General features: G+C 66.7%; 11 protein-coding genes. 9 read left to right on the top strand and 2 right to left on the bottom strand.

The features are described from left to right. Positions 1-27 precede the first annotated feature (27 nt). Positions 28-1,398, top strand: coding sequence for a 4-aminobutyrate--2-oxoglutarate transaminase (gabT, locus tag KTR40_RS13910; RefSeq protein ID WP_139030024.1), 1,371 nt, complete (start codon positions 28-30; stop codon positions 1,396-1,398). Between the two features lie 108 nt (positions 1,399-1,506). Here the strand turns inward: gabT and KTR40_RS13905 are convergent, their stop codons facing one another. Continuing rightward, positions 1,507-2,760, bottom strand: a complete 1,254-nt coding sequence (locus tag KTR40_RS13905; RefSeq protein ID WP_139030023.1) for an NAD(P)/FAD-dependent oxidoreductase — start codon at positions 2,758-2,760, stop codon at positions 1,507-1,509. Positions 2,761-2,799: 39 nt separating this feature from the next. Further along, positions 2,800-3,825: an EamA family transporter RarD gene (gene rarD, locus KTR40_RS13900; RefSeq protein WP_139030022.1), complete on the bottom strand. Its 1,026-nt coding sequence runs from the start codon at positions 3,823-3,825 to the stop codon at positions 2,800-2,802. 104 nt (positions 3,826-3,929) lie between these two features. Here rarD and KTR40_RS13895 point away from each other — a divergent pair, with 104 nt between their 5' ends. The 8 genes from KTR40_RS13895 to KTR40_RS13860 all read left to right on the top strand — a co-directional run bounded on the left by KTR40_RS13895 (position 3,930) and on the right by KTR40_RS13860 (position 13,574). After that, entirely contained in the window at positions 3,930-4,928 is a 999-nt protein-coding gene (locus KTR40_RS13895) for a DNA topoisomerase IB (RefSeq protein WP_228404090.1), read from the top strand. Between the two features lie 50 nt (positions 4,929-4,978). Further along, positions 4,979-6,433: an FAD-dependent oxidoreductase gene (locus KTR40_RS13890; RefSeq protein WP_370633139.1), complete on the top strand. Its 1,455-nt coding sequence runs from the start codon at positions 4,979-4,981 to the stop codon at positions 6,431-6,433. A gap of 196 nt (positions 6,434-6,629) precedes the next feature. Next, on the top strand, positions 6,630-7,979 hold the full coding sequence (locus KTR40_RS13885) for a GAF domain-containing protein (RefSeq protein ID WP_139030020.1): 1,350 nt from the start codon (positions 6,630-6,632) through the stop codon (positions 7,977-7,979). A gap of 138 nt (positions 7,980-8,117) precedes the next feature. After that, entirely contained in the window at positions 8,118-9,641 is a 1,524-nt protein-coding gene (locus KTR40_RS13880; protein WP_228404089.1) for an aldehyde dehydrogenase family protein, read from the top strand. 39 nt (positions 9,642-9,680) lie between these two features. Next, positions 9,681-10,703, top strand: a complete 1,023-nt coding sequence (gene adhP / locus KTR40_RS13875; protein ID WP_171059069.1) for an alcohol dehydrogenase AdhP — start codon at positions 9,681-9,683, stop codon at positions 10,701-10,703. Continuing rightward, the gene (locus KTR40_RS13870; protein WP_139030018.1) at positions 10,703-11,110 is read left to right on the top strand and encodes a DUF779 domain-containing protein; all 408 of its coding nucleotides are present in this window, start codon (positions 10,703-10,705) and stop codon (positions 11,108-11,110) included. Before adhP ends, KTR40_RS13870 begins: the two co-directional genes overlap by 1 nt. A gap of 175 nt (positions 11,111-11,285) precedes the next feature. Next, positions 11,286-12,830, top strand: a complete 1,545-nt coding sequence (locus KTR40_RS13865; RefSeq protein ID WP_228404088.1) for an amino acid permease — start codon at positions 11,286-11,288, stop codon at positions 12,828-12,830. 138 nt (positions 12,831-12,968) lie between these two features. Further along, a complete protein-coding gene (locus tag KTR40_RS13860) occupies positions 12,969-13,574 on the top strand; it encodes a TetR/AcrR family transcriptional regulator (RefSeq protein ID WP_228404087.1) in 606 nt (201 codons plus the stop codon). Positions 13,575-13,752 lie beyond the last annotated feature (178 nt).

Below are 13,752 nucleotides of genomic sequence, written 5' to 3'. Positions count from 1 at the left end.
CCATACCTCGGTAAGAAAGGCCTTCCCATGACCACCACCGCATCAGACATCACCTTCCGCCTGGAGCAGAAGCGCCGGGTCCAGGCTGACTTCCCGGGCCCCAAATCGGTTGCACTGACCGAGCGCCGCAAGGCCGTTGTTGCCGCCGGCGTCGCCTCCGCCGTTCCCGTCTACGTTGCAGACGCCGACGGCGGCATCATCCACGACGTCGACGGCAACTCCTTCATCGACCTCGGCTCAGGCATAGCGGTGACCAGCGTGGGCGCCTCCGATCCCGCCGTCGTCGGTGCCGTGAAGGAAGCCGTGGAACACTTCACGCACACCTGCTTCATGGTCACCCCGTACGAGGGCTACGTGGCCCTCGCGGAGCAGCTGAACCGCCTCACCCCCGGCGACCACGAGAAGCGCACGGTCCTGTTCAACTCCGGCGCGGAGGCAGTGGAGAACGCCATCAAGGTGGCGCGCCTCGCCACCGGACGCGACGCCGTCGTCGCCTTCGACCATGCCTACCACGGGCGCACCAACCTCACCATGGCGCTCACCGCGAAGGCCATGCCGTACAAGACCAACTTCGGCCCGTTCGCGCCCGAGGTCTACCGCATGCCGATGAGCTACCCGTACCGCGAGGAAAACCCGGAGATCACCGGTGCAGAGGCCGCCAAGCGAGCCATCACCATGATCGAAAAGCAGATCGGCGGCGACCAGGTGGCCGCCATCATCATCGAGCCCATCCAGGGTGAGGGCGGCTTCATCGTCCCGGCCGAAGGTTTCCTGCCGGCACTGGCCGCCTGGGCGAAGGACAAGGGCATCGTCTTCATCGCGGACGAGGTCCAGTCCGGCTTCTGCCGCACCGGTGAGTGGTTCGCCGTCAACCATGAAGGCGTCGTTCCGGACATCATGACCCTGGCCAAGGGCATCGCCGGGGGCATGCCGCTCTCCGCCATCACCGGCCGGGCAGACCTGCTCGACGCCGTCCACCCGGGCGGCCTGGGCGGCACCTACGGCGGCAACCCGGTTGCCTGCGCTGCCGCACTGGCGTCCATCGGCTCCATGGAGGAATACGGCCTCGCTGCCCGGGCCCGCCACATCGAGGACCTGGCCACCGCCCGCCTCCGCGACCTGCAGGCCGAGCTGGCCGGCTCCGGTACCGCCGTGATCGGCGACGTGCGCGGCCGCGGCGCCATGCTCGCCGTCGAACTTGTCCAGGCCGGCTCGAAGGAGCCGAACCCGGAACTGACCAAGGCGGTGGCCGCCGCCTGCCTGAAGGAGGGCGTCATCATCCTCACCTGCGGCACCTACGGAAACGTGATCCGCCTGCTGCCGCCGCTGGTCATCACCGACGAACTGCTGACCGATGGCCTGGACGTCCTCGCGGCTGCCATCAAGGCAAACGCGTAAGGCCTTCTCGGCAGCGGCGCCGCCCCGCAACGGCGCAGGCAGCCGCAGGGCCCCGGAACGTTCCGGGGCCCTGCGTTTTTTGCGGACGCTGGCACGTGTTGGGTGCCGCTACCTCCGGTCTTTGTCCGGTTCGCCGATGACCACCTGCGCGGGGCTGTGCAGGACGTACCCGTTGAGCCAGGAGAACAGGGCGCGGACTTTCTGCTGGAACCCGGACAGCAGGGCAAGGTGCACCAGGAGCCAGGACAGGAAAGCCAGCGGGCCCTGGAGTTGGACGCGCTGGCGGCCGAGTTCAGCCACCGCCGCACCCCGGCCAATCATCGCCATATATCCCTTGTCCACGTAGCGGAACGGCTGCCGGGTCCCACCGTTGAGATCGGCAACGATATTGCGGGCCGCCCACTTCCCGGCCTGCTGGGCCACGGAACCGAGCTGCGGCAGTTTCGCCCCGGTTGAATCGGTGATGTTGGCGGCGTCGCCGATGACATACACGCCATCCGAACCAGGCGCCGTCAGGTCCGGCTGGACGTCGATCCGTCCGCCCTTTCCCTGCGGCAGCCCCGAGCCGGCAATCAGTTCGCCGCCCTTCAGCCCGCCGGCCCAGACAACAATCCCGCCGGGGATGACCGTCCCGTCAGCCAGCGTCACGCCGTCGGCCCTGACCTCCGTGACGCCCACCCCCATATGCATCTGGACGCCTATCTTTGCCAGGCGTTTTCGGGTGTACTCCTGGGACTTGGACGAAAACATGGCGAGCACGCTGGGCACCATGTCCACCAGGTGCACGCGGCACCGTGCGGCCAGTTCCGGGGAGAAGTACTTCGCCACAACGAATTTGATGTTTTCCGCCAGCGCGCCGGCAGTCTCCACTCCGGTGGGACCGCCGCCCACCACCACCATGTCCACCGCGGTTCCGGGCTCGCGGTCCGCCCGGTCCAGCAGCCGGGTCACGCTGGTGCCGAGCCTGGTGGCGTCCGTCACGGAGTACAGCGGGAAGGCATGCTCCTCGGCGCCGGGCGTATTGAAGAAGTTGGGGATGGCGCCGACGGCGATCACCAGGATGTCGGCGCGGAACGTATCACCCTCGGCGGTGGTGACCGTATGGTTTCCAACATCGACCGAGGCCACTTCCGCCGTCAGGACCCGCACGTTGCGGAGCCGCCGGAACACGGACCGGATGGGGCGGGCAATGGCGGACACGCCGATCTGCGAGGTGGCCACCTGGTACAGCAGCGGCTGGAACTGGTGGTAGTTGTTCGAGTCGATAAGCAGGACGCGGACGCCCTTGCGGCCAAGCTCCTTGGCCGCTGCGATGCCGGCGAATCCGGCCCCGGTCACGATGACCTGATATGAGTCCTCCATCCGAGCAACCTACTCCACCGGGGTTCCCGGCAACAGGGGCTAGGAAGATTTGAGGGCCGCTTTGCTCCGCCTCCGGGCGACGGACGCCTTGCGGGCGGTGCGCAGCATGTCCACGGTCAGGACCAGCAGCGCCACCCACACCACGCCGAAGCCGATCCAGCGGTCCAGCGTCATCGCTTCCCTGAACACCACCAGCGCCAGGATGAACTGCAGCACCGGGGCGAAGTACTGCAGCAGGCCGATCGTTGTCAGGGGAAGCCGGCGCGCGGAGGCACCGAAGAAGAGCAGCGGCACGGCCGTGATCACGCCGGACGCCAGCAGGAGCCAGAAATGGCCCGGACCCTGGGTGGTGAGCGTGGCTGATCCGGCGGCGGCCAGGTAGGCCATGGTGGCCGCCGCGAACGGGGCCAGCACCATGCTCTCCACTGTGAGGCTGGTGACGGCGTCCACCCTGGACCCAACCCGCTTCTTGACGAAACCGTAGAGGCCAAAGCTGAAGGCAAGGGTCAGTGCGATCCATGGCAGCTTGCCGTAGGAGTAGGTGAGGACGCCCACCGCCACAAAACCGATACCGACGGCGGTCCACTGCAGCGGCCGCAGCCTCTCCTTCAGGACGAAGACGCCCAGCAGGACAGACACCAGCGGGTTGATGAAGTAGCCAAGGGACGCCTCCACGGCCTGCCCGGTGGTTACGCCGTAGGTGTAGGTCAGCCAGTTGACGGCGATCAGGAAGGCGGCCAGGGCCAGCGAGCCGAACACGGCGCGGTTCCGCAGGGCCTGGACCAGGGCGGGCCAGGAGCGGGTGACCGTGATGAGGAGGGCGCAGAACAGCAGGGACCACACCACACGGTTGGCAACGATTTCGACGGCGCCCGCGGGCATGAGGACGAAGAAGTACAGCGGGAGCAGCCCCCACAGCCCGTACGCGCCGATGCCAAAGAGGATTCCCGCCGTCGTCTCCTTGTCCACGGCCTTGGGGCCTGCTGGCTGGGAGGGACGGGGCGCGGCGGCCGGAGCCGGGGCGCTGGCGGGGGAGGATCCATCGGGAGTGGGCACGGAACCCATAACACCACCCCGGGGGTAGGTATTCCAGCAGGCAGGGCACGCAATCCGCAAATAGTCAGTAGGCTTGCTTTTATGACTTTCGCCAAGCGGCCGGACGCGGCCCCATGAGGCTCCGCCGCAGCAATGCCTCGGGCCGCGGCTACCGCCGTGTTGCTGCCGGTAAAGGCTTCAGCTACCGGGACCTGGACGGCTCCACCTTGCCGCCCGGCCCGGTCCGGGACCGGCTGGAAAGCATCGGCATTCCGCCGGCGTGGACCGACGTTTGGATTGCCCCGTTCGAGAACGGGCACATCCAGGCAACAGGCGTGGATGGGGTTGGCCGGCGCCAGTACATCTACCACCCGGAATGGCGGGAACGGAAGGACCGGGTGAAATTTGACCGGTCCCTGCAGCTGGCGGAGTCGCTGCCGGCGGCCCGCCGCAGGGTCACCATGGACCTGCGCAGTGAGGGTTTTTCGCGTGACCGGGTCCTGGCCGGGGCCTTCCGGATGCTTGACAGCGGGTCGCTGCGCGTGGGGTCGGAGCGGTACACGAACGAGAACGGCAGCCACGGACTGGCCACCCTGCTCTGCGCCCATGTCACGGTGCGCAAGGACCGCATCCTCCTGAGGTTCCCAGCCAAGAGCGGCAAGGACTGGGAGTCGGAAATCCGCGACGCCGACCTCGCCGCCCTGCTGCGGCTGCTCAAGCGGCGCGGCCCCAACGCCCGGCTCCTGGCGTACAAGGAAGGGCGGCAGTGGAAGCCCGTCACCAGTGCCGACATCAACGCCTACGTGAAGGAACGGACCGGGTCCGACTTCACGGCCAAGGACTTCCGGACCCTGCGGGGCACGGTTGCGGCGGCGGCCAGCCTGGCCCGCACGGGCGCCCAGCGGACGGCGGCCAAGCGCAAGAGGGCCATCGCCCGGGCCATGGTGGAGGCGTCCGAGGTGCTGGGGAACACGCCGTCGATCGCGCGTAAGAGCTACGTGGATCCGCGCGTGCTGGACCACTACCACGAGGGCGAAACCATTGATCCCAAACGGCCCGATTCGGCCGAGGCCGAGCTAAGGGCCCTGCTGTACCGCGAGGGTGACGTGGTTCCGCTGGCGAAAAGCGGCTGAGGCCTAGAATAGGGGACTGTGCGCTACCTGTTCGGCGCATTTTCATCAACATGGCCAGTTCAGAAGGGCTTCCGGTGTCCAACCACAGCGAATCCGCCTCCTCCCGTCCCCTCCGCGTCGCCATTGTGGGCGCGGGGCCGGCCGGTGTCTACGCTGCGGACATCCTCACCAAGTCCAGCGGGGTCAAGGACGGCGACTTCGAGGTCAGCATCGACCTCTTCGAGGCCTACCCGGCGCCCTATGGCCTGATCCGGTACGGTGTGGCGCCGGACCATCCGCGGATCAAGGGCATCGTCAACGCCCTGCACAAGGTCCTGGACCGCGGCGACATCCGGTTCCTGGGGAACGTCACGTACGGCCGGGACCTCACCCTGCACGATTTCCGGGCCTTCTATGACGCCGTGATTTTCTCCACCGGCGCGGTCAAGGACGCGGACCTGGACATCCCCGGCATCGACCTCCAGGGCTCGTTCGGCGGCGCGGACTTTGTGTCCTGGTACGACGGCCACCCGGACGTCCCCCGGGCGTGGCCGCTGGAGGCGAAGGAAATCGCTGTGATCGGCAACGGCAACGTGGCACTGGACGTGGCCCGCATGCTGGTCAAGCACCCCGAAGAACTGCTGAGCACCGAGATTCCGGACAACGTGTACCAGGGGCTGAAGGCTTCGCCGGTCACGGACGTGCACGTGTTCGGCCGCCGGGGCCCGGCCCAGGTGAAGTTCACGCCCCTGGAGCTGCGGGAACTGAGCCACATGAACGACGTGGACATCGTGCTCTACCCCGAGGACTTTGAGTTCGACGAAGCCTCCGATGACGCCATCCGCAGCAACAACCAGATCAAAACCATGGTGAATACCCTCACCAACTGGCTGGTGGAGGAGCACACCGAATCCGAGAACCCGTCCTCCCGGCGGCTGCACCTGCATTTCCTGCACAGCCCGGTTGAGCTGTTGGACGACGGCAGCGGCAAGGTGGGTGGGATCAAGTTTGAGCGTATGCAGCTTGACGGCACCGGCAATGCGAAGGGCACGGGGGAGTACGTCGAGTACCCGGTCCAGGCTGTTTACCGGGCCATCGGCTACCACGGCTCCGCCCTGGACGAACTCGAGTACGACGCCAAGCGGGGCGTCATCCCCAATGAAGGCGGCCGGGTCCTGGACGCAGAAGGCAACCCGGTGCCCGGCATTTATGCCACGGGCTGGATCAAGCGTGGGCCGGTGGGCCTGATTGGGCACACCAAGGGCGACGCCCTGGAAACCATCGGTTTCCTCCTTGAGGACCGGCTGACCCTGCCCCCGGCCAAGAACCCTGACCCGCAGGCGATTATCGACCTGCTGGAGGAGCGCGGCATCGAATACACCACGTGGGAGGGCTGGAACAGGCTCGACGCCCATGAGGCCGGACTCGGCGCGGCCTGGAGCGGGCCCGAGGGCCTGGACCACGTGGTCCGCGAACGCATCAAGGTGGTGCCCCGCGAGGAGATGATCCGCATCTCCCGCGGCTGACATCCCGGTTGGCGGCTGACGCAAAACCTGTTTGCGTGACTTTTGCAGGCATCCGGTTCCCGCAGCCGCGCCGTTCCAGGGACCGCCCTGCCACGGGCGCCAAAAGCAACGCATTCCGGCCGCCGTCCAGCTGGCTGAGGGATGTACAATTGCCGGGCTGGCAGAACGAATGCCGCGCACCATCATTGGGAGTTCGATGACGAACCTGATCCAGCCGGCCGCCGAGCCGCACCAGCGGGCAGCCCTTGCCGGGCATGAGTTGCTGGATGGTGCCGCGGCCGGCACCCCGGAAATTCCAGGCCTGCGCAAGCTCATCAGGGAGTCCTGGCAGCGGTCGGCCCATTTCAAGGCGAATCCGGACAGCCCCGCAGCTCCGCTCGCCATGGACCGCGACGTGCTGGAGGACTACCGCAGCCAGCACCCACTGGCCGCCATCATGCCGGTCATCAACAAGCTCCTGGTCCAGCCCAGCCACGACAGCGGACTGCTGGTGGCAGTGGGTGACGAGGTAGGCCGGCTCCTGTGGGTGGACGGGGACCCCGTGCTGCAGCGCCGCGCCGAGGGCATGATGTTTGTTCCGGGTGCCGACTGGTCCGAGGCCACCGTGGGCACCAGCGCGCCCGGAACAGCCCTGGCCCTGGGCCGGGGAATCCAGATTGCCGGGGCCGAGCACTACCAGCGCACCGTCCATCCCTGGAGCTGCACCGCCGTTCCCTTCCACGATCCCGATTCCGGTGCCGTCCTGGGCGTAGTGGACATCACCGGCACGGCCACCGCAGTGGCACCCCACACGTTGTCCCTCGTGGAGGCGACCGTGGCTGCCGCCCAGGCGCAGCTGCGCGTTGAACGGCTGCAGCTGGCGGCCACGCTGGCCAGCAGGCCAGTACGACGGCGGAGCGCGGGCAGCGCTTCCAGGTCACCGGGGGCAGGGGCGAAGGAAGGCAGCCTGTACCGCAACAGCCTCCAGCTGTTGGGCCGCGACCAGGCCCTGCTCAGCATCGAAGGGAAGACGGCGGTGCTGTCCGCCCGCCACAGCGAAATCCTCGCCCTGCTGAGCTCACACCCGGACGGCCTGAGCGCCGAGGAACTCAGCGCCCTCCTGTACCCGGGTGACGGCTCCACCATGACCCTGCGCGCCGAAATGGTCAGGCTGCGCAAGGTCCTGCAGCAGCTCAACCCCGCGGCCGTGCCCGGGTCCCGGCCCTACAAGCTCACCATGGACCTGGTGCCGGACAGCGGCCAGGTGCTGAGCTGCCTGCAGCGCGGTGCCCACCGGATCGCACTGGAGATCTACCGTGGCGCGGTGCTCCCGCGCTCGGAGGCGCCCGGCATCGTGGACCTGCGCACCAGCGTTTCGTCACTGCTCCGCGAGGCGGTCATGACGGACGGCAGCGCGGAGTCCCTCCTTCGGTACGCCGGACTTCCGGAGGCAAGGGACGACGTCGGCGTGCGGCGTGCGGCCCTCCGCCTCCTGCCTGCCCGCTCACCCAAACGCGCCGCCGTCGTGGCTGAGCTGGAGCGGCTGGAGGCCGAACTCCGCGCCTAACGCCGCACCGCCGTCGTAGTTCGCCGCAGTGTGAGCTGGCTTACTTGGCTGCAACCTTCCTGCAACCTGCCTGCTCCTACGCTGGCTGCATTGGCTCATCCCGTACGGGAAGCCTCCTGCACAGCAAAGGAGCTAGCAATGACCGTTTACGCACAGCCCGGAACCGAAGGCTCGAAAGTCACGTTCAAGGACCGCTACGAGAACTGGATCGGCGGCGAGTGGGTGGCCCCGGTGAAGGGCCAGTACTTTGAAAACATCACCCCGGTCACGGGCAAGGCCTTCTGCGAGGTGGCCCGCGGCACCGCGGAGGACATCGAACTGGCGCTGGACGCCGCGCACAAGATCGCCCCGTCCTGGGGCAAGACCTCCGTGGCAGAGCGCGCCGCGATCCTGAACAAGATTGCCGACCGCATCGACGAGAACCTGGAAATGCTCGCCGTCGCCGAGTCGTGGGACAACGGCAAGCCCATCCGCGAGACCCTCAACGCGGACCTTCCGCTCGCCGCGGACCACTTCCGCTACTTCGCCTCCGCCGTCCGCGCCCAGGAAGGCTCGCTCTCCCAGCTCGACGAGGACACCACCGCCTACCACTTCCACGAGCCGCTCGGCGTCGTGGGCCAGATCATCCCCTGGAACTTCCCCATCCTGATGGCCGTCTGGAAGCTGGCGCCCGCCCTCGCCGCCGGCAACGCGGTGGTGCTCAAGCCCGCCGAGCAGACCCCGTCGTCGATCCTGGTCCTGATGGAACTCATCGGCGACCTGCTGCCCGCCGGTGTGGTCAACGTGGTCAACGGCTTCGGCGTGGAAGCCGGCAAACCGCTGGCCTCCAGCCCCCGCATCCGGAAGATCGCGTTCACCGGCGAAACCACCACCGGCCGGCTGATCAGCCAGTACGCCAGTCAGAACCTCATTCCCGTCACCCTCGAGCTTGGCGGCAAGAGCCCCAACATCTTCTTCAACGACGTGGCCCAGGAGAACGACGCGTTCTACCACAAGGCGCAGGAGGGCTTCGCCCTGTTCGCCTTCAACCAGGGCGAGGTGTGCACCTGCCCGTCCCGCGCGCTGGTCCAGGAGGACATCTACGAGTCCTTTATGGCCGACGCCGTGGCCCGGGTGGAGAAGATGGTGCAGGGCAACCCGCTGGACACCGAGACTCAGGTGGGTGCCCAGGCCTCCAACGACCAGCTCGAGAAGATCCTGTCCTACATCGACATCGGAAAGCAGGAAGGCGCCAAGGTCCTGACCGGCGGCGCCCGGGCGGAGCTGCCGGGAGACCTCGCCGGCGGTTTCTACGTGCAGCCCACTGTCTTCGAGGGGCACAACAAGATGCGGATCTTCCAGGAGGAGATCTTCGGGCCCGTGGTGGCCGTAACGAAGTTCAGCGACTACGCCGACGCCATGGGCATCGCGAACGACACCCTCTACGGCCTCGGCGCCGGCGTCTGGTCCCGCAATGGCAACGTGGCCTACCGCGCCGGCCGTGAAATCCAGGCCGGCCGCGTCTGGGTCAACAACTACCACGCCTACCCGGCGGGCGCCGCGTTCGGCGGCTACAAGTCCTCAGGCATCGGGCGCGAGAACCACGCCATGATGCTGGACCACTACCAGCAGACCAAGAACCTGCTGGTCAGCTACAACGAAAACAAGCTCGGCTTCTTCTAGACCGCCTTATCCCGCTACACCAACGCAAGGATTTCGCCAATGACGACGACAATGCAAGCAGCAGTAGTAACCGAATTCGGCAAGGACCTGCAGGTCCAGGACATCGCAGTCCCCACCCCGGGGCCCGGGGAAGCCCTGGTCAAGGTCCTGACCACCGGGGTCTGCCACACCGACCTCCATGCGGCCGAGGGCGACTGGCCCGTGAAGCCCTCGCCGCCCTTCGTCCCCGGCCATGAGGGCGTTGGAGAAGTGGTGGCCCTCGGCGAGGGCGTCACCGACCTGGCGGTCGGCGACCTGGTGGGCAATGCCTGGCTGTGGTCCGCCTGCGGCGACTGCCAGTATTGCCGCACCGGATGGGAAACCCTGTGCGAGGCGCAGAAGAACGGCGGCTACAGCGTGGACGGTTCGTTCGGCGAGTACATGCTCGTGGACACCCGTTTCGCCGCCCGCATACCGGCGGGATCCGACCCCGTCGAGGTGGCGCCGGTGCTCTGTGCCGGCGTCACCGTCTACAAGGGCTTGAAGATGACCGAAGCGAGGCCGGGCCAGTGGGTCACCATCTCCGGCATCGGCGGACTCGGGCACATCGCCGTGCAGTACGCCGTGGCCATGGGCCTCCGGGTGGCGGCGGTGGACATCGCCGACGACAAGCTGGCCCTGGCGAAGGCGCATGGGGCCGAGCTGACGGTCAATGCCCTGCACGAGGATCCAGCGGAAGTCATCCAGCGCGAAACAGGAGGATGCCATGGAGTATTGGTCACCGCCGTGCATCCCTCGGCCTTCGGGCAGGCAATCGGCATGGCACGCAGGGGCGGCACGATTGTGTTCAACGGGCTGCCGCCGGGCGACTTCCCCGCGCCGATCTTCGAGATTGTGCTCAAGGGACTGACTGTCCGCGGCTCCATCGTGGGGACCCGCCAGGACCTGGAGGAGGCCCTGGACTTCTACGCCCAGGGCAAGATCCACCCCACGGTGTCCGTGCGGGAGCTCCCGGAAATCAACGCCGTCCTCGATGAAATGAAGCACGCCAAGATCGACGGCCGCGTGGTGCTGAGGTTCTGATGCAGCTGGACAGGCTTGACGCCGGGGTGACGCTGCCCGGGGAGGACTTTTCCCGGGTGGCGCTTACCCCGGCGGCCGTACAGCTGCTGCGGAAGCTGTGGCTCCAGCACGGCCCGCTCATGTTCCACCAGTCCGGCGGCTGCTGCGACGGGTCCGCGCCCATGTGCTATCCCGCCGGCGACTTCATCACGGGCAGCTCGGACGTCCTGCTGGGCATGTTTGACCTGTCCGAGGGGCTGGAGCCGCAGCCGCTGGAATTCTGGATGTCGCGGGAGCAGTTCAGCTACTGGAGCCACACGCACCTCACGGTGGACGTTGTGCCGGGGCGGGGGAGCGGCTTCTCTGTCGAGGCCCCGGAGGGAAAAAGGTTCCTGATCCGGTCCACTCTGATGGATTGGCCGGCTTAGGCCCGTTCGGTCGGAAAGCACTTGGGACCCTCCATGCGGTGGGTCCCAAGTCCTTTCCCGGAATAAAGTTCGGCAGAGTAACCGTCTCACCATTCGGGACAATTGGGCCCGTCCAGTGGATGGACACTACCGTTAATAGGTCTGTTTCCATCCGAAACCAGGATTGTGATCCCCAATGAACCTTCTCCGGACCAAATCCATCGAGCAGTCGATTGCCGACGCCGATGAGCCCGGGCGCAAGCTGAAGCGCTCCCTCAGTACCTGGGACCTGATGATCATGGGCGTCGCGGTTGCTGTCGGCGCCGGCATCTTCTCCGTTGGCGCCAAGGCGGCGGCCAACTTCTCCGGTCCCGCCGTGACCCTGTCCTTCGCCATCGCCGCCGTCACCTGCGCGCTGGCCATCATGTGCTACGCCGAGTTTGCCACCGCCATCCCCGTGGCGGGCTCCGCGTACGTCTTCACGTACGCCACCATGGGCGAACTTCTGGCCTGGATCATCGGCTGGAACCTGATCCTGGAGCTCTTCACCGCCGCGGCCGTGATCGCCAAGTACTGGGGCATCTACCTCAGCAAGGTATTCGCCCTCATGGGCGCCGACATCCCGCCGGCCATCTCCCTGGGCGGGGTCGACCTCTACTGGGGCGCCTTCCTGATCGTCGCGGTGTTCACCGTGCTGCTGGTCCTGGGCACCAAGCTGTCCGCCCGCGTAGGCAACATCTTCACCCTGATCAAGATCGGCGTCGTCCTCTTTGTCATCGTGGTGGGCTTCACGTACGTGAAGTTCGAGAACTACGCCCCGTTCATCCCGGCCGCTGAGCCGACCGGCGGCACCGGCGGAGCCGACGTCCTGAAGCAGTCCTTCTTCGGCTTCCTCACCGGGGCCGCCCCCGCCCAGTACGGCACCCTCGGCATCTTCGCCGGCGCCGCCCTGGTGTTCTTCGCCTTTATCGGTTTTGACGTGGTGGCCACCTCCGCGGAAGAAGTGAAGAACCCGCAGAAGACCCTGCCGCGCGGCATCTTCGGCGGCCTGGCCCTGGTCACCCTGCTCTACATCCTGGTATCGCTGGCCCTCACCGGCATGGTGTCCTACACGCAGCTGGCCGAGGCCAAGAACCCCACCCTCACCACTGCCTTCGAAGCAGTGGGGGACACCTCCGCCGCCAAGATCATTGCCTTCGGCTCGCTGGTGGGCCTCACCACCGTGATCATGGTGCTCCTCATGGGCCTGTCCCGCGTGGTGCTCGCCATGAGCCGGGACGGGCTCCTTCCCCGCGCACTGTCCAAGACCAGCAAGCGTTCGACGCCGGTGCGCCTCCAGATCATCTGCGGGGCCGCCGTCGCCGTGGTTGCCGGGCTGACCAACGTGGACCTGCTGGAGGAAATGATCAACATCGGAACGCTGTCCGCGTTCGTGGTGGTCAGCCTCGGCATCCTGGTGCTCCGCAAGAAGCGCCCTGACCTGAAGCCCGCATTCCGCGTCCCCTTCGGAAAGGTCCTGCCCATCGTGTCCGCGGTGCTGTGCCTCTACCTCATGACCAACCTTGCGGTGGAGACGTGGATCTTCTTTGCCATCTGGCTGGTCATCGGCATGGCGATCTACTTCTCCTACGGCCAGCGCCACTCCCGCCTCAACGAGCGCTTCGGCGACGCCAGCACGGCGGTCAACGGACCCGCCGCCGAGAAAGCGCGCGACGGCGAGGACGAGCTCACCCGCGCCTGACGCCCCCTTGTAAATGCCCTGGCTTGCCAGGAGCTGCCCTGCCCCGCAAAAGCGGTGCGGGGCAGCGCCGTTTAAGCGGGGTGTGGCAGCTTGTGCGCGGGCGTCACCCGCCGGATGCTCCGAACCTAAGATGGACCCATGGCCCGTCCCACACGATCCGAACGCAAGGCAGAGCTCCTGGCCGCGATCCTGGATTACCTGATGGACAAGACGCTCGCCGAGCTTACCTTCCGGAGCCTCGCCGAGGGCCTGGGCATGAGCGCCTACGTGCTGGTGTACCACTTCGGAAGCAGGGACCAGCTGATCAATGACATTGTCGTTTCGATCGAGTCCCGGCTGGACCGGATGCGCAATACGGATGTGCGCGACATCGACAGGGCGGCCTGGCGGGAATTCCTGCTGGACTCCTGGCAGTGGACCATGGCCCAGAGGAACCGGCACCTCACCCGCCTGGAATTCGAAGCGACTGCGCAGGACATCGTGGCTGCCGAACCGAGGGGGACCTCGCAGGAGCACTTCCGGATGCTCCACCACCAAACCCGCGACTGGCTCATGGTGCAGGGCATCGCCGAAGAGTTTGCCGATACGGACGCGCGGCTTTTCACCTCCACGTTCTACGGGTTGCAGTTCGACTTCGTGGTCATGAACGAGCCTGAAGCGGCAACCAAAGCCTTCGAGCTGATGCTGGCAGTCTTCTTCAACAACCTGGAAACGCGCCTGGCCGCCGGCGGCGCCCAGGCCTAAGCCATTCCGGCCAGGGAGCCGCTGTGGACACGTCCAATCCAGCCTGACCACCGGAAACGGTCCCTTACGGGGCAGTCTCAGACCTGTAACAATGGGCCGTACAAGGGTGTGCCGGCAGTCGTACCATGGTTGAATCAGATAGTCGAACTTTTGTTCGGATGCCGAACATCGGGGCTTG

Source organism: Pseudarthrobacter sp. L1SW, assembly GCF_020809045.1.
Lineage (GTDB): Bacteria > Actinomycetota > Actinomycetes > Actinomycetales > Micrococcaceae > Arthrobacter.
This window is presented reverse-complemented; position numbering and strand designations above follow the sequence as displayed.

Coding starts and splice junctions, on each gene's coding strand:
- gabT (WP_139030024.1), top strand. CDS start 28: ATGACCACCACCGCATCAGACATCACCTTCCGCCTGGAGCAGAAGCGC.
- KTR40_RS13905 (WP_139030023.1), bottom strand. CDS start 2,760: ATGGAGGACTCATATCAGGTCATCGTGACCGGGGCCGGATTCGCCGGC.
- rarD (WP_139030022.1), bottom strand. CDS start 3,825: ATGGGTTCCGTGCCCACTCCCGATGGATCCTCCCCCGCCAGCGCCCCG.
- KTR40_RS13895 (WP_228404090.1), top strand. CDS start 3,930: ATGAGGCTCCGCCGCAGCAATGCCTCGGGCCGCGGCTACCGCCGTGTT.
- KTR40_RS13890 (WP_370633139.1), top strand. CDS start 4,979: ATGGCCAGTTCAGAAGGGCTTCCGGTGTCCAACCACAGCGAATCCGCC.
- KTR40_RS13885 (WP_139030020.1), top strand. CDS start 6,630: ATGACGAACCTGATCCAGCCGGCCGCCGAGCCGCACCAGCGGGCAGCC.
- KTR40_RS13880 (WP_228404089.1), top strand. CDS start 8,118: ATGACCGTTTACGCACAGCCCGGAACCGAAGGCTCGAAAGTCACGTTC.
- adhP (WP_171059069.1), top strand. CDS start 9,681: ATGACGACGACAATGCAAGCAGCAGTAGTAACCGAATTCGGCAAGGAC.
- KTR40_RS13870 (WP_139030018.1), top strand. CDS start 10,703: ATGCAGCTGGACAGGCTTGACGCCGGGGTGACGCTGCCCGGGGAGGAC.
- KTR40_RS13865 (WP_228404088.1), top strand. CDS start 11,286: ATGAACCTTCTCCGGACCAAATCCATCGAGCAGTCGATTGCCGACGCC.
- KTR40_RS13860 (WP_228404087.1), top strand. CDS start 12,969: ATGGCCCGTCCCACACGATCCGAACGCAAGGCAGAGCTCCTGGCCGCG.